This is a genomic window from Acidithiobacillus thiooxidans ATCC 19377, assembly GCF_009662475.1.
Taxonomy (GTDB): domain Bacteria; phylum Pseudomonadota; class Gammaproteobacteria; order Acidithiobacillales; family Acidithiobacillaceae; genus Acidithiobacillus; species Acidithiobacillus thiooxidans.
Genome location: NZ_CP045571.1, coordinates 502,744 through 529,191, shown reverse-complemented (window position 1 = coordinate 529,191; position 26,448 = coordinate 502,744). Strand labels below are relative to the sequence as shown.

Genomic DNA, 26,448 nt, shown 5'->3' with positions numbered 1-26,448 from the left:
TCAGCGCAGAATGGCACGCATGGGTGTTTCCAGGGCAATACCCACCACCACAATCCAGGCAATGGTTACCGGAATGAACACTTTCCAGCCCAGGCGCATGATCTGGTCATAGCGATAGCGTGGGAATGTTGCCCGAATCCACAAAAACACATACAGCAGAAAAGCGGTTTTGAGCAGCAACCAGACCAGGCCGGGTATCCAGGTCAATAACGGGGTGTTGATGGGTGCATACCAACCGCCCAGAAACAGGACCGTCGTCAACAATGACACAAAAATCATGTTGGCATATTCCGCCAGGAAAAACAGGGCGAAAGCCATTCCAGAATATTCCACATGGAAACCGGCGACAATTTCCGACTCGCCTTCCGCTACGTCAAAAGGTGCGCGGTTGGTTTCCGCCACACCGGAAATAAAATACACCAGAAAAAACGGGAAAAGGGGCAACCAGTACCAGGACCAGAACCCGCCACCGGCCTGGGCCTCGACAATTTTGCTCAGATTCAGGGTCTGGGCCAGCATCAACACTCCGACCAGCGCAAAACCCATGGCGATTTCGTAAGCAACCAGCTGTGCGGCGGCACGCATGGCACCCAGAAACGCATACTTGGAGTTGGAAGCCCAGCCCGCCACGATAATGCCGTACACGCCCAACCCGGCAATCGCCAGCACGTACAGCAAACCGGCGTTCATGTTGGAGATAGCCACATCCGGCCCGAAGGGTACTGCCGCCCAGACCAGTAGTGCAGGGACAAACGCCAGCACCGGCGCTGCCAGAAACAGAAAGCGGTTGGCACTGGTGGGAATGATGACTTCCTTGAACATCAACTTCAGCGCATCGGCAATAGGCTGCAGCGAACCTCTGAAACCCACCCGGTTGGGTCCCAGACGGACCTGCATGTAACCAATGACCTTGCGTTCTGCCAGGGTCAGGTAAGCCACACCCAGCAATAACGGCACCACCACAATGACAATTTTGATAATCGACCAGATGACTGCCCACCAGCCGGTTTGATAAAAATCATGCATTATGATGCCCTCTGGGTTTCCGGCAGTAATGCTGCCATCGCTACGGAACAGGGCAGATAAGGCGCAGCAAGTCCTGAAGTTTCCGGGTAGCCCAGAGGAATCCAGATGCAACCCAGAGGAATATGCGTATCCAGATCCAGGGCCAGAGTGACTTTTCCTGATGCGGAACTGACTTCCACGGCCTCACCCTGAATTCCCGACTGACGGGCCTGATCGGGATGCATTCTGGCAACCAGGGGGGTACTCAGCGGCTTGGCCCGGCGTACCAGAGGATCCCCCTGATATATGGGCCAGTCGCCAAGGCGCAACAACGCGCCTGCTGGTATGGGTTGCACTGCTTCCAGTGCTGGGAAGGCGTGGAAAGGCGGAATATCCATACCATAGTCGCCTACGGCATGATGCCAGGCGGCGCTCACTTCGCTCAGTTCATTGTACTGAAAGTCCGGCAGTTTCAGACCATCACCCAATACCCGCAATATTTTCCAGCCGGGCCGGGCTTCACCGGGTAATTTCACTGCCGCGCGGAAGGACTGGCAGCGTCCTTCATTATTCACATAAGAACCTGAACCCTCGGCAAACGCGGCCATGGGTAGTATAACATCCGCATACTGCCGGGCTTCATTCCCAAAATGACTGATGCTTAAAACAAACTCGGCATCGCGCAGGCGCTGGACGGCTTGTGCTCCTGCAAGACTATCCACACCCGGCTCTACGCCGAAAAGAATAAAGCCCTGCATGTCGGTATTCCAGCAGGCACCTGCAGGTAAACCGGACTCTGCCAGCAGGTGACCGCCAGGAGCGCGCTGGGGTACACAGCCACTCAACCAGGCTCCGGCACTGTTGCTTTCATCTGCCAGCCAGCCAATCCGCCCACCCGCCAGCTCGGCAATGCTTTCCACCTGCGCCAGCAGATCAGCAGCCTGGGGATGATGCAGCAGGGCACTGCAAATCAAAATGAGCGGATTATCTGCTGCCGCCATTTCCCGGGCCAAATCTACCAGACCATCGCTCTGTTTTTCTTCATGAACATGGGCAAAATGCCCCGCCAGTTGCTGGTACAAGGCCAGATCTTCACCCGCCCCGGCAACGATCTGAGTGACCGGAAAGTTGAAATCCTGACGCATGCTGTCAATGCTCACTACCTTGCCGCCGTTCAGTACCGCCTTATGCAGGCGATGGTTGGTCAGCGGCTGCTGGTGTCGGGTGAAGCCATGACAGAGCACAATCAGTGGTTCCCTTTCCAGTTCTTCCAGACTCATATTCAGCGCCGGATAAAGAGGCATGGCCGCATCCGCACGGAAATCCTGCTGATGCAGACGATGATCCACATGCGGGCTACCCAGTCCGCGCAACAAGGCCTGGAACAAAAACAGTTCTTCGTTGCTGGACTGTCCGGAAATCAGTCCGGCCAGCTTGTCTGCACCGTGACGGGCCAGCACTTTTTCCAGTCCGGCGAGCGTCGCTTCCAGGGCTTCGGCCCAGGAGACTTCCGTCCACTTACCCTGTGAATCGCGCAACAAAGGCTTGGTCACCCGATCAGGCGCATTCAATCCGGTGTAGGCATAGCGCCCCTTGTCACAAATCCACTGTTCATTGACAGCTTCATTATTGCGCGGCAAAACCCGCAGCACTTCCTTGCCCAGACTTTGGACATCGGTATTGCAGCCCGTGGAACAATGCGGACAAATGCCGGGGGTGTGCTTCAGTTCCCAGGAGCGGGCCTTGTAGCGGAAGGGTTTGCTGGTCAGCGCGCCCACCGGACATAAATCAATCATGTTTCCGGATAATTCCGATTTCACAGCCTTGGCTACATAAGTGCCAATGGCCATGTGTTCACCGCGTCCGGTAGCCCCAAGCTCCTTGATGCCACCGATTTCCTGCCCGAAACGCACACAGCGGGTACACTGAATGCAGCGGGTCATTTCCGTAGTGATCAGCGGACCGATATCCTTGTCTTCGACAACCCGCTTCTCCTCATTGTAATGACTGTGGGGATTGGCAAAGCCCATGGTGATGTCCTGCAATGGACATTCGCCGCCCTGATCACAAATCGGACAATCCAGGGGATGGTTGATCAGCAAAAATTCCAGAACACCCTGCTGGGCCATTTTTGCCTTGCGCGAAGCCGTGGCTATTTTCATTCCGTCAGACACCGGGGTGGCACAGGCGGGCAAGGGTTTTGGCGCTTTTTCCACATCCACCAGACACATCCGGCAATTGGCGGCAACAGAAAGTTTGGGGTGATAGCAGAAAAACGGGATATAAATCCCTAGAGACTCAGCGGCCTCCATGATCGTGGTCCCGGCTGCCACTTCGACTTGCTGTCCGTCTATTTCAATATGCAGCATCAGTGTTCTCCCATACTGATCATGCAGCTTTTGTGTTCAATATGGTATTCATATTCCTCACGAAATAACTTGATGGAGCTCACCACCGGCGCAACCCCACCATCTGCCAGGGCGCAGATGGTCCGCCCCTCAATGCGTGAACCCACATCCAGAAGCAGTTGCAGGTCTTCTTCGCGACCCTGACCGTTTTCGAGGCGATGCATGACCCGCCACAACCAACCCATGCCTTCGCGGCAGGGTGTACATTGACCACAAGACTCATGCATATAAAAACGGGCAATGCGCTCCACCGTGCGGACCATGCACACACTGTCATCCATGACAATCACGGAACCCGCACCCAAAGCCGAACCCGCCTTGGAAATGGAGTCGTAATCCATGGTGACATCCATCATCACCTCCCCAGCCACCATCGCCGTGCTGGTTCCACCGGGAATCACCGCTTTCAGCCGGCGACCAGGACGCAAGCCCCCGGCCATCTCCAGCAATTCCCGGAACGGAAGCCCCATGGGGACTTCGTAATTTCCGGGTTTCTGGACCTGACCAGTGACGGAGAAAATCTTGGTGCCCCCATTATTGGGTTTACCCAGATTCAAAAACCACTCGCCGCCCCTGGTGATAATGTCCGGCACCGAGGCGAACGTTTCGACGTTGTTGATGGTGGTGGGGCGCCCATAAAGTCCGTAGCTGGCGGGAAAAGGTGGCTTGAAGCGCGGCTGACCCTTTTTGCCTTCCAGGGCTTCCATGAGCGCGGTTTCTTCCCCACAAATGTAGGCCCCGGCACCCCGATATACATACAAATCGAAGGAAAAACCGGTACCCAGAATATTCTGGCCGAGATACCCCGCTGCATAGGCTTCAGCCACCGCATCCTCGACAATATGGATGGGTTCAATGAACTCGCCACGAATAAAAATGTAGCCCGCCGTGGCACCCATGGCATAGGCACCGATAATCATCCCCTCAATCAGGCGATGCGGTTCATAGCGCATAATATCCCGATCCTTGCAGGTACCGGGCTCGCCCTCATCGGCATTGCAGAGCAGGTATTTCGTGCCACTGACCCCTTTGGGCATGAAACTCCACTTCAGTCCGGTCGGAAAGCCGGCACCACCGCGTCCACGCAGAGCGGATTTTTTCATTTCGGCAATAATCTGCTCGGGCGCCATCGGTTCCTGGAGGACCTTGCGCAAAGCTTCATAACCACCGGTTCCGGCATACACGGACAGACGATGGGAGTCGGGAATACCACGATTCTGCAGCGTAACGCCATTAACGTACATCTTCAGATCCTCCCCGCAATTGGGCAATCAGGGCATCCAGACTTTCTGGAGTCAGGTTTTCGTAGTAGCGATCTCCCAGCTGCATCATCGGCGCATCTTTACAGGCACCCAGGCATTCCACTTCCTGCAGGGTGAACAAGCCATCAGCCGACGTTTCACCCAGACCGATTCCCAAGGTTTTACTCAGATGAGCAATGATTCTGTCTGATCCGTTCAGAAAGCATGACACGCTGCCACAGACGCAGAGCTTGTGGCGACCCACGGGCTTGAGGTCATACATGGTGTAAAAAGTCGCCACCTCAAATGCCTGAATGGCTGGCAAACCCAGAATTTCTGCCACATATTCAATCAGTTCATCACGCAGATAACCCTGTTCTTCCTGGGCAATACGCAGTGCCGCCAACAACGCAGAACGCGACTCTTCCTGCGGATACTTGCTGCGCTCAAAGGCAATAGCTTTCAGGGACTTTTCCGATAACATGCTCTACCTGTCAATCTCGCCGAAAACAATATCCATGGTGGACAGTATCGCCACCACATCTGCAATCATGTGTCCCTTGGCCATTTCATCCATCGCTGCCAGATGAGAAAAACCGGGGGCACGAATTTTCATCCGGTAGGGTTTGTTGGCACCATCAGAAATCATGTAGATACCGAATTCGCCCTTGGGAGCCTCAACGGCTGTGTACACTTCTCCTGCCGGAACGGACATGCCTTCCGAAAACAGTTTGAAGTGATGGATGAGGGCTTCCATGCTGCCCTTCATTTCTTCACGCGGGGGTGCTGCCACCTTGAAATCATCCGTAATGACCGGCCCCGGATTCTGCCGCAGCCAATTCACGCACTGGGCAATGATGTGGTTGCTTTGCCGCATTTCCGCCACCCGTACCAGATAGCGGTCATAACAATCCCCGGTACTACCGACGGGAATCTCAAAATCCAGATCCGCATAGGCCGCGTAAGGCTGGGTCCGCCGTAAATCCCAGGCTACCCCGGAAGCCCGCAACATGGGACCGGTAAAGCCCAGCTGCACCGCCCGCTCGGAACCTACCACACCAATCCCCACTGTTCTTTGTTTCCAGATGCGGTTATCGGTCAGTAATGTTTCATATTCGTCGACATAACCGGGAAAACGCCGGGTAAAATCTTCAATGAAATCGAGCACCGTTCCCTGGCGATTGGCATTGAGTTCATCCAGGCGCCTGGCATCCCGGTAAGGCGAGGCCACATACTGGGGCATCTGCGCCGGGAGATCACGATACACTCCACCAGGCCGATAATAAGCTGCATGCATCCGCGCACCGGAAACCGCCTCATACACGTCCATAAGGTCTTCTCGCTCGCGAAAGCAGTACAGGAAGACACTCATGGCACCCACATCCAGCGCATAGGCACCCAGCCAGAGCAGATGGTTGAGAACCCGGGTAATTTCGTCGAAAAGCGTACGAATATACTGGGCACGCCTTGGCACTTCCAGACCCAGCAGCTTTTCCACGGCCAGGCAGTACGCATGCTCGTTACACATCATCGACACGTAGTCGAGACGGTCCATATAGGGCAAATTCTGCAAATAGGTTTTATTTTCGGCCAGCTTTTCCGTAGCACGATGGAGCAAACCAATATGCGGATCAGCACGCTCGATGACTTCCCCGTCCAGCTCCAGCACCAGACGCAACACCCCGTGTGCCGAAGGATGCTGCGGCCCGAAGTTCATCGTAAAATTATTGATTTCTGGCATTGTAGCGCCCCTCCTCCTCGGCCCGGATGATGCGCGGGACAACTACCCGTTCTTCGGTGCGCGTGGGTTCGTAAATGACGCGCCCCTGATCGGCGTCGTAACGCATTTCTACGGTTCCCACCAGCGGAAAATCCTTACGGAATGGATAACCCACAAAACCATAATCGGTAAGAATACGGCGCAGGTCGGGATGACCATCAAACAAAATCCCGTAAAGATCAAAAGTCTCCCGCTCAAACCAGTTAGCGGCCGCCCAGACATCCACTACGGAGGGGACAATCGGCAATTCGGTATCTGCAAATATCCGCAAACGGATGCGCTGCCGGTGTGGCAGGGAAAGTAAATGGTACACCACCGCAAAACGCGGCCCTTTCCAGGTGCCGTCGCCATATTCGGAGTAATCGACGCCGCATACATCTATCAGCATGTCGAAGCGGCAGGCCGGATCGTCGCGCAACCAGAGACAAGCTGCGTGGAATCCTTCCAGCGTTATTTCCACCGTCAATTCTTCACGATCAATACGGGCAGCGTGCAGATTATCTCCCAGCTTTGCGCTCAGTATCTGGCGCAGATTTTCGAGTGCGTCAGTCATGGCTTACCTGGCTATCGTATTGGTTCGACGAATTTTTTTCTGCAATTGGATCAGACCGTAAAGTAGCGCCTCGGCAGTGGGCGGACAACCGGGAACATAAATATCCACCGGCACGATGCGATCACAACCACGCACTATGCTGTACGAGTAGTGATAATAGCCACCACCATTGGCACAGGAACCCATGGAAACTACCCAACGCGGTTCCGGCATCTGGTCATAGACCTTACGTAATGCCGGGGCCATTTTATTGACCAGAGTCCCTGCCACAATCATCACGTCCGACTGACGCGGACTGGGACGAAACACGATACCAAAACGATCCAGATCATAACGGGCTGCTCCGGCATGCATCATCTCTACGGCACAGCATGCCAGCCCAAAAGTCATGGGCCACAAGGAGCCGGTCCGACTCCAGTTGACCACGGTATCGATGCTGGTGGTCACAAAACCTTTTTCGAGGATGCCTTCTATTCCCATTCCAAGGCTCCTTTTTTCCACTCATAAATGAAACCCACCACGAGAATGGCGAGAAAAATCATCATGGCCAGAAAACCCATCATGCCGATCTGATCAAAGACCACGGCCCAGGGGAACAGGAAGGCAATTTCCAGATCAAAGAGAATGAACAGAATGGCCACCAGATAATAGCGCACATCAAATTTGACACGCGCATCTTCAAAAGCCTCAAAGCCACATTCATAGGGCGAGAGCTTTTCGCTATCCGGTTTGTGCGGTCCCAGCGAGGCTCCCATCAGCAATGGGACCACACCGACCACCAGTGCCACCACAATAAAGATGAGCACGGGTAAATAGTGGTTCAACATCCCCAACACTCCTCCACCCAAATATGGACCTGAAAATACCACCTTCAAAATCCGCTATAAATTAATTTTCTTATATATAAATCAATGCTCTGGTATACTCCAGAGACAAAAAAACAGCCCTATAGGCTGCAATTTGGTGCCGAAGACCGGATTCGAACCGGTACAGCTTGCGCCGCCGCCCCCTCAAGACGGTGTGTCTACCAATTTCACCACTTCGGCCGAAGTCTTAAAACTTTCTCATGACCCGCTTGCTACGTCAAGGCTTCACAGGTGTTTTTGCTGTAGAAACTGGCGCTGCCGGCACACTGCTTGCTGCAGATGTGCTTACGGCTGCTGCCGCAGAACCCGTAGCCGCTGCCGCAGGATGAACGACCGTGGGTTTCGCGGTAGCAGGTTTCTCCGGTAGCGTGCTGGTAACCGGTGCCTTACTTGGCAAAGTAATCCCGGAAACCGCACTGCTTGCAGCATGATCAGAAAGATACGCCAGACCAAGACTGTTCAGAAAAAATATGGCACCAATAACTGCCGTAGTATGGCTGAGGAAGTTTCCCGCTCCCTGGGCGCCAAATACGGTTTGCGATCCACCGCCGCCAAATGCTGCGCCCATATCCGCCCCCTGACCTTTCTGAATCAGAACCAGCCCTACCAGGACGACACAAATAATCACCTGAAACACCAATAACAAGGTGTACATCAAATCAACCTCCTCGTCCTGCCAATTCGGCAGCACGACAAATTTGGATAAATTCTCCCGCGCTCAGGGATGCTCCGCCCACCAGAGCGCCATCAATGTCTTCCTGATCAAACAGCGCTGCTGCATTGTTGCCTTTGACGCTGCCTCCGTACAACAGAATCAGGCGCTTGGCCAACTGACTGGAATGCCCTGCCACCAGCTTACGAATAAAAGCATGTACGGCCTGGGCCTGTTCCGGACTGGCACTTTGTCCGGTGCCAATGGCCCAGATGGGTTCGTAGGCAATGATGAGATTAGGCTGGTTGGACTCCAGATTCAACAAAGGCAATATCGCCTCCACCTGACGCTGCAGAACCTGTTCGGTAGCGCCCTGGGCACGCTCAGTTTCGCTCTCACCCACACAGACTACGGGTATCAGGCCCGATGACAACGCCGCTTTGACCTTACGGGCCACCAGTTCGTCCGTTTCCGCAAAAATCTGCCGTCTTTCCGAATGTCCTACCAAAACATAGCGACAACCCATGTCGCGGAGCATGGCACCCGAAATTTCTCCGGTATACGCCCCACTGGCTTCCCAGAACAAGTTCTGCCCCCCCCAGCGCAAAGCAGTTCCCTTTGCTTCCTGAGTCACTGCATGCAAAAGGGTATACGGCGGGAACAGCACCACTTCAGGACGCATCTGCTCCAGATCGGCGCTGAGAATGGCTTGGGTAAGATGCACGGCATCGGCACTGAGGCCATTCATCTTCCAGTTTCCTGCAACCATGGTGGGACGCAAATCAAATCTTCCTTGTTCAGCTATATGTCATGATCGTCTAATGTGCGACCGAGTGTAAAGACTCCACTCGAAGCGGTCAATTTTGCATTTTCTGATTTTATCCGGACGCCAGATCACTGAGTTCTTTGGCAAGCTTTTCGGCGACCCGCGCAGCCAGGTCTGCTGACACTGCCTCGACCATGACCCGCAACAATGGTTCTGTACCTGATGGCCGCACCAGTAGCCGCCCTTTATCCGCCAGTTCTTGTTCTGCGGCCGCAACCCGTTCTTGCGCTGCGGGATGATCCAGAAAATGTCGTGCATCTGCCAGACGTACGCCAATTAGCACCTGCGGATAGGGCTGATAGCCTTCCCGAAGTGCCTTCAAGCTTTTGCCGGATTTGCGCATAATGGCCAGCACGCGCAAGGCGGCCAGAATTGCATCCCCCGTGGTATTGGCTGGCGTAATAATATGCCCCGATGATTCGCCACCCAGAGGGAAGGCGTGCTGCTGCATGGCCTCAAGAACATAGCGATCACCGACGGCGCTACGCACAAAGGGCACTCCCAAATCAGCAAGGCCCTGCTCAAGGGCCAGATTACTCATGACCGTACCGACCACGCCAGACAAAATACCCTGCTGCTGCATGTCGCGGGCCAAAAGCCAGATGAGTTCGTCGCCATCCAGCAGCGCGCCCTGCCCATCCACCAAAATCAGTCGATCACCATCACCATCAAAAGCAATACCCAAGTCAGCCTGAGTGCTGCGCACCTGCTCCTGCAGGCTTTCCGGACAGGTCGAACCAACTCCGGCATTGATATTGATGCCATTGGGCTCCACACCCAGCAAAGTCAATTGTGCACCCAACTCCCGGAACACCATGGGGCCCACTTTGTAATTGGCGCCGTGAGCACAATCCACAACCAGATGCAGGCCACGCAAGTCCAGGTTGGCGGGAAAAGTGGTTTTGCAAAACTCTACATACCGACCTGCTGCATCCTCTACACGGCGCGCCTTACCAAGCTGTTCGGAATCACAAACCAGCATTGGCCGATCCATCCAGGCCTCAATAGCTTCTTCCTGGGCATCGGGCAATTTATAGCCATCGCCCGAGAAAAACTTGATCCCATTGTCCTGATAGGGGTTATGCGAAGCGCTGATGACAATTCCGGCGTCCGCACGCAGGGTACGCGTCAAATAGGCAATGGCTGGTGTTGGCAGTGGACCGACCAGCAACACATCCACACCAGCACTGGCCAGACCGGATTCCAGTGCGGATTCCAGTAAATAACCGGAAAGCCGTGTGTCCTTGCCAATGACTACCCGGGGACGCTCTGTGGCGCCGGCGGTCAGCACATGTCCCGCCGCCCATCCCAACTTCAGTACCCATTCCGGGTGAATGACAGAATCTCCGACCCGCCCTCTGACACCATCGGTGCCAAACCATTTTCTGCTCATGGTACTTCCCTCAACGGCTTTTCAGCCCCTTGTTCCTGAATACCTGCCCAGACTTTGATGGCCTGCACTGTTTCTGCCACATCGTGGACACGCAACACCTGCGCACCATGGGCCACAGCCCAGAGTGCGGCGGCAATGCTACCGGCCAGCCGCTGAGCGGCAAGGGCGACACCGGACAACTCGCCGATCATGCTTTTTCGGGAAGCCCCGACCACAATCGGCAATCCTAGACTTTGAATTGCGTCCAACTCCCGCAAAAGCCGGCAGTTTCCCTGCAGATCTTTGGCAAAACCCAATCCGGGGTCCAGCAATAACTGTTCACGGCGGATTCCTGCAGTTGCGCATGCAGCCATACGTTCCCTGAAAAAACCGATTACCTCGCCAAGCACATCGTCATAGCGGGTGTTGGTCTGCATATTCCGTGGCGTACCCCGCATATGCATCAGGCAAACCGGAATGTCCAACTCTGCAGCCATGGCCAGCGATTGCGGGTCGCCTTGCAGTGCCGTGACATCATTCATCAACCCTGCCCCCAGGGACCAGGCTTCGCGCATGACCTTGGCTTTGTAAGTATCTATGGACACCGGCAAAGGCACTGCTGCCATCACCGCTTCCACAACGGGCAGCAGGCGATCCATTTCTTCGGACTCGGAAACAGCGGGGGCACCTGGACGGGTAGATTCCGCACCAATATCAATAAGATCGCCGCCACTCTCCCAGATTTGGCGTGCCCGCATAACCGCCAACTCCGGGCGGATATAAGTTCCGCCATCGGAGAAAGAGTCGGGGGTGACATTCAAAATCCCCATAACACAAGGGCGCCCCAAATACAGCGGGCGCCCATTGCAATTCAGCGTTACGGTCAAACGGGATGTTCTCCGGGATTGAGGCCCGGCAGGGTCTGACCACCGGTCTTATCCGAACTGGCAGCATTACCATCCGTGGGCATGGTCGGATAACTGCCCGCGCCATCTACCGGCGGACGTGGATCACGCCCGGCCATGATGTCACTCACCTGATTGGAATCCAGGGTTTCGTACTTCAACAAAGCCTTAGCCATAGCTTCGACCTTGTCACGATTACCTTCGATCAACTTGCGCGCCACATCATAACGTTCACGAATGATGCCCCGGATTTCTCCGTCCACGGTCATGGCTGTCTGTTCGGAAATGTTACTATGCTTAGTCATTTCCCGACCGATGAACACTTCTTCTTCCTTCTCACCAATCACCATGGGGCCAATACTGGACATACCCCACTGGGTCACCATCTTCCGGGCCAGATCCGTGGCGCGTTCAATATCATTACCCGCACCCGTGGTCATTTGATTCAGAAAGACCTCTTCGGCAATACGCCCACCCATGAGGATGGAAATGTTACAGAGAATTTCCTCACGCTCGTAGTTGAAGCGATCCTCGGTGGGCAACTGCATGGTGACACCCAAGGCACGGCCACGAGGAATGATGGTCACCTTATGCACCGGATCCGTGCCGGGCAACAACTTGGCAACCACCGCATGACCCGATTCATGATATGCCGTAGTTTCCCGCTGCTTGTCACTCATCACTACCGATTTGCGTTCGGCACCCATCATGACCTTGTCTTTGGCGTTTTCAAAGTCATGCATATCGACCAGACGCTTGCTCTTGCGCGCCGCCATCAAGGCTGCTTCGTTGACCAGATTGGCCAGATCAGCCCCGGAAAAACCAGGCGTACCCCGCGCAATGACTTTGGGATCCACGTCGGGCGTAATAGGCACTTTGCGCATGTGAACCTGTAGAATCTGTTCACGACCACGAATATCGGGCAGAGGCACAGTGACCTGACGATCAAAACGGCCAGGACGCAACAGGGCAGGATCCAGCACATCCGGACGGTTGGTGGCAGCCACCACAATAATTCCTTCCGTACCTTCAAAACCATCCATCTCTACCAGCAACTGGTTGAGGGTCTGTTCGCGCTCATCATTACCACCGCCAAGACCCGCGCCACGCTGGCGTCCAACTGCATCAATTTCGTCAATGAAAATGATGCAGGGTGCATGTTTTTTCGCCTGCTCGAACATGTCGCGAACCCGCGAGGCGCCGACGCCCACGAACATTTCCACAAAATCAGAGCCGGAAATGGAGAAGAACGGTACCCGGGCTTCACCGGCAATGGCGCGTGCCAACAAGGTTTTACCGGCACCCGGTGAACCCATCAACAGCACGCCCTTGGGAATACGACCACCGAGACGCTGGAATTTTTGGGGATCGCGCAGGAAGTCGACAATTTCCGCCAGCTCTTCCTTGGCCTCTTCAACGCCCGCCACATCAGCGAAGGTGACCTTGTTGTTTTCTTCAGTCAGCATCCGGGCCTTGCTGCGCCCGAATGTCATGGCGCCACGGCCACCCGCGCCACCGCCACCCATCTGGCGCATGAAGAAAATCCAGACGCCAATCAGCAGCAACATGGGGAACCAGGAAATCAGGATAGACAGCAAAATGGATTGTCCTGCCGGGGGTTTCACATTGATTTTCACACCTGCGGCAAGCAACTGGGGCACCAGCTGGGTATCATTGGTCGGCGTGTAAACGCTGAACTTTTGCCCGGAACTGAGACTACCCGTTACATGATTGGCATCAATATTCACATCGGCTACTTGCCCTTGCTTGATGCTATTCACAAACGTCGAAAAGTCCATAGCCTGAGCGGGTGTCGAACTACTCGTATTGAGGTTCTGAAACACCAGCATCAGGATGACGCCTATGGCCACCCATAACAAAACGTTTTTTAAGACATTATTCATAAGTTACCCCCCGCAAGGGAGAATTTGATCCAGATTCAAGGCTGACAGATGCTTTGATGTTAGCCCTCTGAAAAGCCACTGACAATAAGATTTTTTTCAACCCTGTGTTCCTCCCACCGTCAGATCGCGTATTTTGAGAGTAGGCTGACCGACGCCCACCGGCACACTCTGACCATCTTTGCCACAAGTACCCACACCCGTATCTAATTGGAGGTCATTACCGATCATTTCAACCCTGGTCAGCACATCCGGACCATTACCAATCAGCGTCGCCCCTTTTATCGGCCGGGTTATTTTACCATTTTCAATGAGATAGGCTTCAGAAGCAGAAAACACGAACTTACCGTTGGTAATATCCACCTGCCCTCCGCCAAAATTCACTGCATAAAGACCACGCCGGACACTGGCAATAATTTCCTGAGGATCCCGATCCCCCGCACGCATGTAGGTATTGGTCATCCGGGGCATGGGAAGGTGCGCATAGGACTCGCGCCGACCATTGCCGGTAGAACGGGTGCCGGTCAGGCGGGCGTTGAGTGTGTCCTGCAAATAGCCCTTGAGGATTCCGTCTTCGATGAGGGTGGTACACTGGGTTTCCGTGCCTTCGTCATCGACATTCAGGCTGCCCCGGCGATTTTCGAGGGTACCGTCGTCCACCACGGTCACCCCAGGAGCCGCGACCCGCTCACCGACCCGACCACTAAATGCACTGGTACCCTTACGATTGAAATCACCTTCCAGGCCATGGCCGATGGCTTCATGCAGTAAAATGCCCGGCCAGCCCGGCCCCAGCACCACATCCATACTCCCTGCCGGGGCCGCTTCAGCTTCCAGATTAATCAGTGCCTGACGCGCGGCTTCGCGGGCAAAATCATCGGCCATCTGGCCCTTCAGGAAGGTCTGGTAATCATAACGACCACCACCACCGGCGCTCCCCTGCTCGCGCCGTCCGCCCTGCTCGGCAATGGCCGAAACATGGAGACGCACCAAAGGACGGACGTCTGCCGCCATGGTGCCATCCAGCCGTGCCACCAGCACCGCCTCAAATTTGGCACTCAGACTGGCCATTACCTGAACAATGCGGGGGTCTACCGACCGCGCCACCTGCTCCACCCGCTCCAGCAGGGCGATTTTTTCTTCGTTGGGAATAGAGGCCAATGGATCGGTTGGCTGATACAAGGACAGCCCATTGCGCCGCTGCCAGACCAGGCCCCGATTTTCACCCGGCTGATGGACAATGGCGCGCGCGGCATCGGCCGCCGTCAGCAGCGCCTCGACGCCAATTTCATCGGAGTAGGCCAAGCCCTGCCGCTCACCCTGAATGGCGCGCACCCCTACCCCCTGTTCAATGGAATGACTCCCGTTTTTCACAAACCCTTCTTCGAGACTGAAGCCTTCGCTGCGACTGTACTGAAAGTACAGGTCGGCATCGTCCAGCGCCCGATGAGACAGTCGGCCAAACACTTTTTCCAGCTCCCCTTCACTGATACCGCCGGGAGTAAACAAGGTGGCACGCGCTATATCGAGGGTTGAAGCAGTCATATCATCCTTCCTTGAGAGTCTATGCCGTCAGTATGCGCCCAAGAGACCAATTAGAACAAGTCCAAATTTTAATTTCTTTAGACATGATCGGTAATTCCCACAAAACCTTCGCAAAATGATTGCACTGGCTATCTTATCCACAACTTGCAAGCCATTTATCCACCCTTTCATCCACAATATGTAGTTGACAACAGCACCAGCAAGACTATATTTGGTGTGTGGGGCGTCTGGCAGGCAATTTGTTTTCCGGGTGCCCATTGCGTGACATAACCGCTTTTTCCAGGCCCTTTACGCCCAGCTTCGGAGTCTCAACATGCCCAATCCCGCCGCTCAAACTGTTGTCAGCAATCCTGCATACGATCCATCAGAAGCCAGTCATTACAAGGTCATCCGTCGCAACAATGCGATGGTTACCTTTGACGCCAGCAAAATTCATATTGCCATGACCAAAGCCTTTCTGGCCGTGGAAGGTGGCAGCGGTGCCGCCAGCGCCCGGGTGCGCGACCTCGTCACGCGTCTGACCGGGCAGGTCATTGAGGCGCTGCAAAGACGCCAGCCGGGTGGTGGCACCTTTCATATAGAAGACATTCAGGATCAGGTGGAGCTGGCCTTGATGCGGGCGGGCGAACACGAGGTCGCACGTGCCTACGTGCTTTACCGCGAAGAGCGCGCCCGCGAACGCCGTCAACAGAGCATTTCAGCCCCGCAGGCGGACATACCGCAAATTCAGGTGAAATATCCGGATGGTACGCAGCGGACTCTTGACCTGAAGCGTTTGCGAGCCGTCATTGAGGAAGCCTGCAGTGGCCTTGGCGAGGCTGTTTCCGTTGATACCCTGATGAGCAACACCAGCAAAAATCTGTACGATGGCATCAGTGAAGATGAACTGTTTCAGGCTCCCATTTTGGCCAGCCGGGTCATGATCGAGCGCGACCCCGCCTATGCTTATGTTTCTGCCCGCCTGTTGCTGGACCGGGTACGCTGGGAAGTGTTGGGAGAAGCCGCCACCCAGGCGGAAATGGCCGCCCGCTATCCCGAATACTTCCGGGATTACCTGCAGACCGGCATTGCCCACGAACTGATTGATCCGCGCCTTGGTCAATATGATCTGGACCGTATTACGGCGGCCATCAAACCCGAGCGCGATCTCAATTTCCAGTATCTGGGCCTGCAGATTCTTTATGATCGTTACTTCCTGCATGTCCGCGAACGCCACATTGAACTGCCTCAGTCTTTCTGGATGCGGGTGGCCATGGGTCTGGCTGTCAATGAAGTGGACCGTGAAGAACAGGCCATCGCCTTTTATGAAGTGCTGTCCAGCTTCGACTTTGTCAGTTCGACCCCCACTCTTTTCAACTCAGGAACCTTGCGGCCGCAATTGTCGAGCTGCTTCCTGACCACCGTGGGCGACGATCTGGACGATATTTACGAGGCCATCAAGGAAAACGCCCTGCTCTCCAAATTCAGCGGCGGCCTGGGGAACGACTGGACCCCCGTACGGGCGCTGGGTTCTTTCATCAAGGGCACCAATGGTAAATCCCAGGGAGTCGTGCCCTTCCTCAAGGTGGTCAATGACACCGCTGTTGCCGTCAACCAGGGCGGCAAGCGCAAGGGTGCAGTCTGCGCCTACCTCGAAACCTGGCACATGGACATCGAGGAATTTCTGGAACTGCGCAAAAACACCGGCGATGACCGCCGCCGCACCCATGACATGAACACCGCCAACTGGATTCCTGACCTGTTTATGGAGCGGGTGGAAAGTGGTACTGCCTGGACGCTGTTCAGCCCGAATGAAACGGCAGATCTGCATGATCTGACCGGCTCCGCTTTCCGGGAACGCTACGAACATTACGAGCGTATGGCCGATGCGGGTGAAATCGAACTGTACAAAAAAATCCCCGCCCTGCAGCTGTGGCGCAAAATGCTGACCATGCTGTTTGAAACCGGCCACCCCTGGATTACCTTCAAGGACCCCTGCAATCTGCGCAGCCCGCAGCAGCACGTGGGTGTCGTACATAGTTCCAATCTCTGCACGGAAATCACCCTCAACACCAACGACAAGGAAATTGCCGTTTGTAATCTGGGCTCCGTGAACCTGATTGCGCACCTGAAAAATACCGCAAGCACCGATCAATCCGCCCTGCGCACCGACAGCACGCCCGAAGATCTGCTGGAACTGCTGGACACCGACAAGCTCAGCCGGACCATCCGCACCGCCATGCGCATGCTCGACAATGTCATCGACATGAACTACTACGCCGTGGCCAAGGCGCGCAACAGCAATATGCGCCATCGTCCTGTGGGTCTGGGTCTGATGGGCTTTTCGGATGCCCTGCTGGAAATGCGGATACCCTATGCTTCGCCAGCGGCCGTCGCCTTTGCCGACATCAGTCAGGAAGTGATTTCCTACTACGCCATTGAGGCTTCTGCCGATCTGGCGCAGGAGCGAGGCAGTTATCCGAGCTTCCAGGGTTCACTCTGGAGTCAGGGGGTGTTGCCCATCGACAGCATCGAACTGCTGGCTGCCAGCCGTGAACATGGCGTTGACGTAGACCGCAGCATGCGCCTCGACTGGAACGGGCTGCGGGACAAGGTTCGCAAAGGCATCCGTAACAGCAATTGTCTGGCTATCGCCCCCACGGCGACCATTTCCAACATTGTTGGCGTTAGCCAGGGGATTGAGCCCATCTATCAAAACCTTTACGTCAAATCCAACCTGTCCGGCGAATTTACGGTGGTAAACAGCTACCTGGTGCATGACCTCAAACGTCAGGGACTCTGGGACGAAGTCATGGTCAATGACCTCAAATACTTCGACGGATCGGTCTTGCCCGTGGACCGCATTCCTGCTGCCCTCAAGCCGCTTTATGCCAATGCCTTCGAAACCGATCCGGAATGGCTGGTCGAGGCCGCTGCCCGTCGTCAGAAATGGCTGGATCAGGCGCAGAGTCTGAACCTGTATTTTGGTCAGCCGTCCGGCAAGAAAATTGATGAAACCTACCGTCTGGCCTGGAAGCGCGGGCTCAAAACCACTTATTACCTCCGCTCGCTGGGAGCCACAGCGGCGGAAAAATCTACTGTACAAACAGGCACTCTCAATGCCGTGTCCGGCCACCAGCCCAAGGCCTGTGCCATTGATGATCCCACCTGTGAAGCCTGCCAATAAGCAGAGGAGAAATTGCCGTTATGTTGAATTTTGAAAACAGCCTGCGTCCCGAAGCACTGCGCAGCAGCAGCCTGAATGATTTGCCGGAGTCTGTGCCGGAAGAAGAAAGCATGCGTTTCGCCCGGGTACGGGCCGAAGACAAACGCATCATCAACGGTCGTGCGGATGTCAATCAACTGGTTCCTTTCAAGTACCAGTGGGCCTGGGACAAGTATCTGGCCGCCTGCGCCAACCACTGGATGCCCCAGGAAATCCAGATGTCCCGTGATATTGCCCTCTGGAAAGACCCCAAAGGCCTCACGGAAGATGAGCGCCGTATCGTCAAGCGTAATCTTGGTTTTTTTGTGACCGCCGACAGCCTCGCTGCCAATAACATTGTACTGGGCACCTATCGGCATATTACCGCGCCGGAATGCCGCCAATACATGTTACGGCAAGCCTTTGAGGAAGCCATTCACACCCACGCCTACCAGTATATCGTCGAATCCATTGGCCTGGATGAAGGTGAAATCTTCAACATGTACCACGAAGTACCGTCGGTGCGGGATAAAGACCAGTTTCTGATGCCCTTCATCGACATCCTGGCCGACCCCAATTTCAAGACGGGCACCCTGGAAAATGACCAGAAACTGCTGCGCTCGCTGATTGTTTTTGCGGCCATTATGGAAGGGACTTTTTTCTATGTCGGGTTCAGCCAGATTCTGGCCATGGGCCGACAGAACAAGATGGTAGGCGCCGCCGAACAATACCAGTACATTCTGCGCGATGAATCCATGCACTGTAATTTTGGCATTGATTTAGCCAATCAGATCAAGGTCGAAAACCCGCAGCTTTGGACAGAAAGCTTCCAGCAGGAAATTATTGATCTGATCCGTCGTGGCGTGGAACTGGAATGCGCCTATGCCGACGACACCATGCCCCGTGGGGTTCTGGGTCTGAATGCCCCGATATTCAAGGACTACGTCAAATTCATCGGAAACCGGCGCCTGGTACAACTGGGCCTGCCCCAGCAATATCCGGGCGTACAAAACCCTTTTCCGTGGATGAGCGAAATGATGGACCTCAAAAAGGAAAAGAACTTTTTTGAAACTCGGGTGACGGAGTATCAGACGGGCGGGGCGCTGAGTTGGGATTGATGTTTGGGGTGATCGTTGGCCGCCACATAACGTGAGACTGACGCGACACATAAGGAGATTCCGTGTCAAATAAAGCAACTATACCATTTTAGTCTGTGGACGCATTTATATACTTCGTCATGCCTCGATCATATATAAGCGCTTGGTCTTCCGAGCTAGTATCTAGAGTTTCATCATTTGTGGATGCTTACGTACTATTCGATAAGGTTGTTCTACCTGCAATACGCGACCGGCGGGAGTGGGTCGGAAGCTGTCCATTGCTTACGTTGGAGAGTGGGTACAATACTCGGCTACTGCTGATGACGTGGTCGAGCTACATCGGCTTCCAGAAGCATGCGCACGTAGCGGGTGTAGGGCACACCTTTGGCTTTGGCTTTGGCCTTCACGGCTTCCAGCAATGCTTCGGGTAACCGCATGTTCAGGGCGGCGTCTTTCGGCGCGATTTCGAAGCGCATTGGCTGGAACTGCCGGAAGTCGAGGTCGGACAGGTCCTGCTCTAGGAACGCTTCGGCCTCTGCATCAGTCTTGAACTTAGGTACCTGCTTCATAATTCGTAATCTCCTTCTCGTGCATGTAACGGGCACTGATCGGGCGAATGAGATCATCCCTGATGGCAAACGCCACGAACATTGGCCTGCCATCGACCCGGCCCACCGCAATATGCCGACCTTCTGTCGGGAGGGAGTGCTTCGGGTCGGGAGCAACCATCACCTTTCCTTCGAGAAACAATCGCTCTATCACTTGGCGGGAAACGCCATGCTTTCCGCACTTCGGCCAGTTGCCGCTATCCCAATCGAAGCCCACTATCTCCATGAGAGAAGTGTAGGCGTGCGTCTACACAAACGCAACTCAGCCATTTGCCCAGGTATCTGACCACCAATGGGCGGTTTCCAGTCTAAACCTGAAGTTCGCTCCGCATAATACTACCCCAGTGGTCTGGAGATCATAATCTGAAATAGCAGTCCATTTTCTTAACAAGTTGGTTTACTGATCTCCTGTGCCCGTACTATATCCTGTCGATAAGGGCTTTAGCCTTTCTCTTGTCAATATCTGGGTCAGTCTTCTGGCTATATTCCACTGCCGCGAGATCATCCCCCCGCTTTCGATTTTGCCGTGGTTCCAGGGCCTCAATAAGTATTGCTTCCAATGCAGGAATCAGCTTTTCCGCTGGATATGATGCTGGCATAACCCCAATACTACCGGTCTCGTGGTAAACAGCGTTCACAGTAGCCGCTGGAGTAGCGCCCAGTGTAGTGTAACGGCATAGATGATTCCGCCAATACCTCATCTATGGCAGCGCGCCATTTCTTGTCTGTTACGCTCATCTTTATTCCCTTTGCCGTGCATCATACAAATACCGCTGAAACCCGCTGAACACTTCCCTTATCTGTACCGGTGTGCCCAGCTCCGCAAACGCATCGGCGATAGCGTTGTTGTACTTCAGCCGGAGTAGGGGCGATAATTTTTCGGTATCCAGTTCCGCATCTCCCACTTTCACGTATTGCGCCAGCACAAAGTCCAGAAAGGCCCGCTGTCTGTCGGTGAACTGCTGGTCCATACTCTGCTTGGCGTGTTCCGCCCGCTCTGATCTGGGAACCGGTTGCAAGGCAAAAGCCACATAGGCCAGCACGTCATAGAGATCACTATTCTGCGCGTCGATGATTTGCTGCATCTCCATGAGTAGTTCCCGGTTGTAGCCTTTCTCGGCCAGTCCCTGCAGAAAGCCCTTCCGCGTCTCAGGATCGCTCCATATCTGGCGAAGTGCGTCCTCATCCTTGAAGAACTCCGGCAGTGTGCCAAAGAGCCCTTCCAGAAACTGCGCTGCCGTAACGGGATTTCCATCAGGTCCGAAATAGATGGTGGAGGATATACTTTGAATGCTGCGCTCTTTCCCATCCCGCAGTTTCACCCGGATTTTGACGGGCCGCTCCGTCGGCGGTAAAGGTAGCCGGGGTTCCCGCACTTCGCCGCTTCCCCCTGTAGGTTCCGGTTCCAGCGGCTCGCCATCCCATTCCGGATCTCCAAAATGATGATGCGCTTTCACGAAGTCATAGACGGTGAAAAAGTCCTTCCCCTCATACAGCCGGGTGCCCCGACCGATAATCTGTTTGAATTCGATCATGCTGTTGATTTGGCGAAGCAGAACAATATTGCGAATGTTCCGGGCATCGACGCCGGTGCTCAGTTTTTGGCTGGTGGTCAGGATGGTGGGGATATTTTTTTCGTTGTCCTGGAAGTCTTTCAGATACTGATCGCCCATGCTGCCGTCATTGGCCGTGACGCGGACACAGTAGAGGGGATCGGTGCTGGTCTTTTCCTGATTGATGATGTCCCGCACCAGGGCGGCGTGTTCCTGATTGGCACAGAACACCAAGGACTTCTCGCGCTGATCGATGTGGCTCATGAAGAGCTTTACCCGATAGCGTTCGCGCTCGGGGATGACGATTTTGCGATTGAAGTCTTTTTCCAGATAGGTCTTGCCGCGCTGGATTTCGCCTTCGAGGAGATCATCATCGGGGGTGTATATGTATTCGTCGATGGTGGTGGCGAATTGCTTGACCTTGAAAGGGGTCAGGAAACCGTCATTGATGCCGTCCTTGAGGCTGTAGATATAGACTGGCGCGCCAAAGTACGCATAGGTATCCACGTTGTCCCGTCGCTTGGGGGTGGCGGTGAGGCCCAACTGTACCGCAGGCGCAAAGTATTCGAGGATGCCCCGCCAGCTGCTTTCGTCCTTGGCGCCGCCCCGATGACATTCATCCACCACGATGAAGTCGAAGAAGTCTGGCGGATAGTCCCCAAAGTACGGTGTTTCACCGGGGCCGCTCATGAAGGTCTGGAAAATGCTGAAAAAGATACTGCCGTTGGTGGGGACGCGGCCTTTCTTGCGGATATCCTCAGGGGCTATCCGCACCAGGGCATCTTCGGGGAAAGCGTTGAAGGCATTGAAAGCCTGATTGGCGAGGATATTCCTGTCCGCAAGAAAAAGAATACGTGGCCTGCGGCTGGGTTCGCGGGAGATGCTCCAGCGGGCCTGAAAAAGCTTCCAGGCGATCTGGAAGGCGATGAAGGTTTTGCCGGTGCCGGTAGCCAGCGTCAGGAGGATGCGCTCCTGTCCCTGCGCAATAGCTTCCAGAACGCGCTGTACGGCGGTCTCCTGATAGTAGCGGGGTTGGAATGATCCGCCGACACTTTCAAATGGAATGGCGGCAAAATGATCCCGCCAGGCATTTTCTACGGCATGAGTTTGATTCCAAAGTTCTTCGGGAGTGGGATAGCGGGTGATGTCGCCCTCGCTACCCGTTTCCATATCCATCCCATAGAGGGATTGACCATTGGTGGCATAGGTGAAGCGAATGGCCATCTTCAGCGCGTATTGCTTGGCCTGCATGACTCCTTCGGTATGGGGCAGATCGCGGCGCTTGGCTTCGACGATGGCGAGCTTCTCGTTGCGGTACTCCAGCACGTAGTCGGCAATTTCCGGCTTGCCGCGTTGCCCGGCGCCCTGCAGCCGCCCCTGAGTGATCCGGTACTCCCGGAGTACCCTGCTGCCCTCCACCATACCCCAGCCAGCGGCCTTGAGGGCAGGATCTACCAGTTGGGCGCGGGTGTCGGCTTCATTCATGGCAGAGTCCCTATAGGTCGCCGTTAAAGGCTTGGTGCAGAAGGGATTGCTTCAGTTCGTCGAGGGCGGCAAGTTTGTGTTGGTAGAGGGATTCGAGGTGTTGGGTTTCTTCTCGCATTTCATTCGCAGCCCGAATAATTTCTAATTGCTCGGTTACTGGTGGAATATAAATGACCGTTTCTTTCGCTGCACTAACATTGAAGTGCTTCTGGGCAGCGCCAACAATTTTTCCTAGAACAAGCTGCTTGCCGTATTGTGAGTTGAAGAACGCAGCAAGAAAATGTGCATCGATATCTATCCCAGGGCGAACTATGACAAGATCGCTACAATTTGCTATGCCTAGCGACTCTGGGATCACTGCCGCTGTCCCCGGATAACCCGTCCTAACTATAGCGATATCACCTACCTCAAGACTTGATTTTGCTAGAGATGAATGGAATGCTTCATCAATAAAAACCACATTATCTAAGTCGATAGAAAAAGGTCGGATGTTCTGTGAGCGAAGGAACGGAATGCCGTTGCTTTTATATTGCTTTGCCATTGGGCCAACATGACCAACAGTTATTCGCCTACAAACGTCGCCCAACCGCTTCTCCACCCATCCCTCACCCCGCTGCGAAAACACCGCATTCAGATGGCTCTCAAAGACCTCGCGGGCATTCTGGAGATTCTTTTCGGCGTTCGCTTTTGCAGTCGCTATGCCTTCAAAGGCTTCGTCGAGGATGGCGACAATGCGGCGCTGTTCGGGGAGGGGAGGGAAGGGTACATCAATTTCTTTTAGCTTGGCTTTATTAAAGGTGCGGCCTTTTATCTTATGGTCGCCTTCAGTAGCCTTATCCCAATCAAAATATTGCAGATAATAACGAAGGAAATATTTTGATAATATTATTTCGTCTTTTATATTGAGCGCTGCGATTGCTTCATTAGTATATAAATTTCGACCAGCAAATGCCAGTCTACCAAGCGTCAACTTGAAACTAACTAATAAGGTGCCTGATTTTACGGGTTTGCAGAGCAACGCACCCTCATCTGATATATGCTCTTTACTATCGTTTACTATACTATCATTTGCACGCAGAAGATCAGCTATTGATAACCAAACATTTCCCGTGGTGCGAGATGTATCCCAATATTTTACGTTATCTCTAGCCGGTGTTTTTCCAAGCTCAATGCTGCTCAATTCACTGAGCTTCTTAGATATCCACCCTTCCCTCACAGCAGTCCCCGAATAACCGCCAGCACCTCAGCACTCTCCGCATCCAGTGCGGCAATCTCATCCAGTATTTCTTCCGGGCTACGCAGCACCTTTTCATCACCGCCATTGGGATTCTTGGCCGACAGGTCATAGGTATGGGTGTCGATGCCGGACACGTCCACCGTCCATGACTGCGGCGAGTCGGCCTTGGTCTTCTGAAGTGCGACAAACTCCGCCAGATCGTTGTCATTGAGGGGGTTCGTCTTCCCCATGTTCCGTCCGGGGTTGAGCTGGTAGTACCAGACCTTGCGGGTCGGCGCGCCCTTGTCAAAGAACAGCACCACGGTTTTTACTCCCGCCCCCTGAAAAGTCCCGCCCGGCAGATCCAAGACGGTATGCAGGTTACAGTCTTCCAGTAGCAGTTTGCGCAGACTGACCGAGGCATTGTCTGTATTGCTCAGGAAAGTGTTTTTAATGACTACACCGGCCCGACCGCCAGCCTTCAGCATGCGGATAAAGTGCTGCAGAAATAGAAACGCCGTCTCGCCGGTCTTGATAGGAAAGTTCTGCTGAACCTCCTTGCGTTCCTTGCCGCCAAAGGGTGGATTCGCCAGCACCACATCTACCCGGTCTTTTGGCTGGATATCCATGAGATTTTCGGCCAGGGTGTTGGTATGGACGATGTTCGGCGCATCGATGCCATGCAGGATCATATTCATGATGGCGATGACGTAGGCCAGGCTCTTTTTCTCTTTGCCGTAGAAGGTACGCTCCTGCAGCGTCTGCATGTCGCCGGTGGTCAGTCCCGACTGGGCCTTGAGATAGTCGAAGGCTTCGCAGAGAAAGCCCGCAGAGCCCACGGCGCCGTCATAAATTTTCTCGCCGACCTTGGGCGCCACCACCTGCACAATGGCCCGAATCAGAGGGCGGGGTGTGTAATATTCGCCGCCGTTACGACCGGCATTCCCCATGTTCTTGATCTTGGCTTCATACAGGTGGGAGAGCTCATGCTTCTCCGTCTGAGACCGGAAGCGCAGACCATCAATGATCTCCACGATCTCCCGCAGGTTGTAGCCACTTTGAATCTTGTTTTTGATTTCACTGAAGATTTCACCGATTTTGTACTCGATGGTGTTGGAACCAGTAGCACGACGCTTGAAGCCTGACAGATATGGAAACAGCCGGATATTCACAAAATCCCGGAGGTCGTCCCCGGACATGGCCTTGTGGTGGTCCATCCTGCCATCTGCCGTTTTGGGCGCCGCCCAATGCTCCCAGCGGAAGGCATCCTCCAAAATGAAGGTGTAGGGACGGCCTTCCAACTCCGCCTCCATGGCCCGGTCCTGCTCCAGGGCGTCCAGGTACTTTAAAAACAGCAGCCAGGAGGTCTGTTCGGTGTAATCAAGTTCGCTGGAGGAGCCTGCATCTTTGTGGAGGATGTCATCGATATTCTTGAAAGCCTGCTCGAACATGCGTGTCTCTTGCGGTCAGTGGTTTTATGTATGTGACCTGAATATAAGGCATTGGAGGCACGGCGGGAAGGCGCGCGGCGGAATGTTCCCAACAATACCATTGCGCAAATTGTACAGCCCCCAATCACGTAACTTTCGATCTCACTCACACCTTAAAACCCTCCGATCTGATGCCAAAAGGCACACATTTGGGTTATACTGTGCGTCATGAAGCCGATCAACTGGAATCCTGAGAAAAACCAACAGCTTATTTCAGAGCGTGGGATTTCGTTTGAGGACGTCGTTTTCTATTTACAGCAAGGCGCATTGCTGGACGATATTGAGCATCCAAACAGAGACAAATATCCGAGTCAACGTATATTTGTGATCGACATAGATGGTTATGTGCGTCTTGTACCCTATGTTGAAAACCGAAAAGAGATTTTCTTGAAAACAGTAATTCCGAGCAGAAAGGCGACCCAACAGTATCTTGGAGAGAAATCATGACTGAGCCTAAACTAAGCAAAGAAGAAAAAGAAATTCTTGAAGAATTTGAAGCGGGTGAGTTCAAATCTGTACTCACGCCCGGGCGTATAAAAATGCTGCAAGCGGCTGCCGAGGAAACCTTCAAAAAGGATAAGCGGATTAATATCCGGATTTCCAGCCATGATTTAGAGTCACTTCAAAGGCGAGCCCTTGAAGAAGGGATTCCATATCAAACATTGGTATCCAGCGTCCTGCATAAATATGTGTCTGGCGGGCTTCAGGATTTAATGGCTAACAAAGCATCCCAGCGGACGCAAAAATCACGCCGCTGAATT

The 26,448-nt window shown here is 54.1% G+C and carries 23 protein-coding genes and 1 tRNA gene; 4 read left to right on the top strand and 20 right to left on the bottom strand.

Annotated elements, in window-relative coordinates:
- The 15 genes from nuoH to tldD all read right to left on the bottom strand — a co-directional run bounded on the left by nuoH (position 1) and on the right by tldD (position 15,054).
- Positions 1–1,026: an NADH-quinone oxidoreductase subunit NuoH gene (gene nuoH, locus GCD22_RS02840; RefSeq protein ID WP_024893600.1), complete on the bottom strand. Its 1,026-nt coding sequence runs from the start codon at positions 1,024–1,026 to the stop codon at positions 1–3.
- Positions 1,026–3,374: an NADH-quinone oxidoreductase subunit NuoG gene (gene nuoG / locus GCD22_RS02835; RefSeq protein ID WP_031572489.1), complete on the bottom strand. Its 2,349-nt coding sequence runs from the start codon at positions 3,372–3,374 to the stop codon at positions 1,026–1,028. Before nuoG ends, nuoH begins: the two co-directional genes overlap by 1 nt.
- The gene (gene nuoF, locus GCD22_RS02830; RefSeq protein WP_153940367.1) at positions 3,374–4,657 is read right to left on the bottom strand and encodes an NADH-quinone oxidoreductase subunit NuoF; all 1,284 of its coding nucleotides are present in this window, start codon (positions 4,655–4,657) and stop codon (positions 3,374–3,376) included. The genes nuoG and nuoF overlap by 1 nt, the downstream gene beginning before the upstream one ends.
- Positions 4,647–5,138: an NADH-quinone oxidoreductase subunit NuoE gene (nuoE, locus tag GCD22_RS02825; RefSeq protein ID WP_031572491.1), complete on the bottom strand. Its 492-nt coding sequence runs from the start codon at positions 5,136–5,138 to the stop codon at positions 4,647–4,649. The genes nuoF and nuoE overlap by 11 nt, the downstream gene beginning before the upstream one ends.
- A 3-nt stretch (positions 5,139–5,141) precedes the next feature.
- The gene (locus GCD22_RS02820; RefSeq protein WP_024893595.1) at positions 5,142–6,395 is read right to left on the bottom strand and encodes an NADH-quinone oxidoreductase subunit D; all 1,254 of its coding nucleotides are present in this window, start codon (positions 6,393–6,395) and stop codon (positions 5,142–5,144) included.
- Positions 6,379–6,987, bottom strand: coding sequence for an NADH-quinone oxidoreductase subunit C (locus tag GCD22_RS02815; RefSeq protein ID WP_031572493.1), 609 nt, complete (start codon positions 6,985–6,987; stop codon positions 6,379–6,381). The genes GCD22_RS02820 and GCD22_RS02815 overlap by 17 nt, the downstream gene beginning before the upstream one ends.
- Before the next feature lie 3 nt (positions 6,988–6,990).
- On the bottom strand, positions 6,991–7,467 hold the full coding sequence (locus GCD22_RS02810; protein WP_010641695.1) for a NuoB/complex I 20 kDa subunit family protein: 477 nt from the start codon (positions 7,465–7,467) through the stop codon (positions 6,991–6,993).
- Positions 7,458–7,814, bottom strand: coding sequence for an NADH-quinone oxidoreductase subunit A (locus tag GCD22_RS02805; protein ID WP_024893593.1), 357 nt, complete (start codon positions 7,812–7,814; stop codon positions 7,458–7,460). Before GCD22_RS02805 ends, GCD22_RS02810 begins: the two co-directional genes overlap by 10 nt.
- 134 nt (positions 7,815–7,948) lie before the next feature.
- Positions 7,949–8,033 (bottom strand) — tRNA-Leu (locus GCD22_RS02800).
- Positions 8,034–8,070: 37 nt separating this feature from the next.
- Positions 8,071–8,508 carry a preprotein translocase subunit SecG gene (gene secG, locus GCD22_RS02795; RefSeq protein WP_010641686.1) on the bottom strand — a complete coding sequence of 146 codons (438 nt, stop codon included), beginning with the start codon at positions 8,506–8,508 and terminating at the stop codon, positions 8,071–8,073.
- Between the two features lie 4 nt (positions 8,509–8,512).
- Positions 8,513–9,286, bottom strand: a complete 774-nt coding sequence (gene tpiA / locus GCD22_RS02790; RefSeq protein WP_010641685.1) for a triose-phosphate isomerase — start codon at positions 9,284–9,286, stop codon at positions 8,513–8,515.
- 97 nt (positions 9,287–9,383) lie between these two features.
- A complete protein-coding gene (gene glmM / locus GCD22_RS02785; RefSeq protein ID WP_031572495.1) occupies positions 9,384–10,724 on the bottom strand; it encodes a phosphoglucosamine mutase in 1,341 nt (446 codons plus the stop codon).
- Complete coding sequence (folP, locus tag GCD22_RS02780; RefSeq protein WP_031572497.1) at positions 10,721–11,533, bottom strand: dihydropteroate synthase; 813 nt, start codon at positions 11,531–11,533, stop codon at positions 10,721–10,723. Before folP ends, glmM begins: the two co-directional genes overlap by 4 nt.
- Positions 11,534–11,586: 53 nt before the next feature.
- A complete protein-coding gene (ftsH, locus tag GCD22_RS02775) occupies positions 11,587–13,512 on the bottom strand; it encodes an ATP-dependent zinc metalloprotease FtsH (RefSeq protein WP_010641671.1) in 1,926 nt (641 codons plus the stop codon).
- 96 nt (positions 13,513–13,608) lie between these two features.
- Positions 13,609–15,054 carry a metalloprotease TldD gene (gene tldD / locus GCD22_RS02770; protein WP_031572498.1) on the bottom strand — a complete coding sequence of 482 codons (1,446 nt, stop codon included), beginning with the start codon at positions 15,052–15,054 and terminating at the stop codon, positions 13,609–13,611.
- 313 nt (positions 15,055–15,367) lie between these two features.
- On the opposite strand from tldD, the gene GCD22_RS02765 reads away from it, so the two are divergent.
- Positions 15,368–18,220, top strand: coding sequence for a ribonucleoside-diphosphate reductase subunit alpha (locus GCD22_RS02765; RefSeq protein WP_031572500.1), 2,853 nt, complete (start codon positions 15,368–15,370; stop codon positions 18,218–18,220).
- 20 nt (positions 18,221–18,240) lie between these two features.
- A complete protein-coding gene (locus tag GCD22_RS02760) occupies positions 18,241–19,356 on the top strand; it encodes a ribonucleotide-diphosphate reductase subunit beta (RefSeq protein ID WP_031572502.1) in 1,116 nt (371 codons plus the stop codon).
- Between the two features lie 290 nt (positions 19,357–19,646).
- Here the strand turns inward: GCD22_RS02760 and GCD22_RS02755 are convergent, their stop codons facing one another.
- The 5 genes from GCD22_RS02755 to GCD22_RS02735 form a co-directional block, all read right to left on the bottom strand.
- Positions 19,647–19,904 carry a CopG family antitoxin gene (locus GCD22_RS02755; protein ID WP_010641624.1) on the bottom strand — a complete coding sequence of 86 codons (258 nt, stop codon included), beginning with the start codon at positions 19,902–19,904 and terminating at the stop codon, positions 19,647–19,649.
- Positions 19,888–20,169 carry a BrnT family toxin gene (locus GCD22_RS02750; RefSeq protein WP_024893584.1) on the bottom strand — a complete coding sequence of 94 codons (282 nt, stop codon included), beginning with the start codon at positions 20,167–20,169 and terminating at the stop codon, positions 19,888–19,890. The genes GCD22_RS02755 and GCD22_RS02750 overlap by 17 nt, the downstream gene beginning before the upstream one ends.
- A 514-nt stretch (positions 20,170–20,683) precedes the next feature.
- Positions 20,684–22,981, bottom strand: a complete 2,298-nt coding sequence (hsdR, locus tag GCD22_RS02745) for an EcoAI/FtnUII family type I restriction enzme subunit R (protein WP_031572504.1) — start codon at positions 22,979–22,981, stop codon at positions 20,684–20,686.
- 10 nt (positions 22,982–22,991) lie between these two features.
- Complete coding sequence (locus GCD22_RS02740; protein WP_031572506.1) at positions 22,992–24,197, bottom strand: restriction endonuclease subunit S; 1,206 nt, start codon at positions 24,195–24,197, stop codon at positions 22,992–22,994.
- A complete protein-coding gene (locus GCD22_RS02735; protein ID WP_031572508.1) occupies positions 24,194–25,648 on the bottom strand; it encodes a type I restriction-modification system subunit M in 1,455 nt (484 codons plus the stop codon). Before GCD22_RS02735 ends, GCD22_RS02740 begins: the two co-directional genes overlap by 4 nt.
- A 207-nt stretch (positions 25,649–25,855) precedes the next feature.
- On the opposite strand from GCD22_RS02735, the gene GCD22_RS02730 reads away from it, so the two are divergent.
- Together GCD22_RS02730 and GCD22_RS02725 are read left to right on the top strand one after the other, a co-directional pair.
- Positions 25,856–26,134 carry a BrnT family toxin gene (locus GCD22_RS02730; protein WP_031572510.1) on the top strand — a complete coding sequence of 93 codons (279 nt, stop codon included), beginning with the start codon at positions 25,856–25,858 and terminating at the stop codon, positions 26,132–26,134.
- Complete coding sequence (locus tag GCD22_RS02725; RefSeq protein ID WP_010641612.1) at positions 26,131–26,445, top strand: CopG family antitoxin; 315 nt, start codon at positions 26,131–26,133, stop codon at positions 26,443–26,445. The genes GCD22_RS02730 and GCD22_RS02725 overlap by 4 nt, the downstream gene beginning before the upstream one ends.
- The last annotated feature ends 3 nt before the right edge of the window (positions 26,446–26,448 follow it).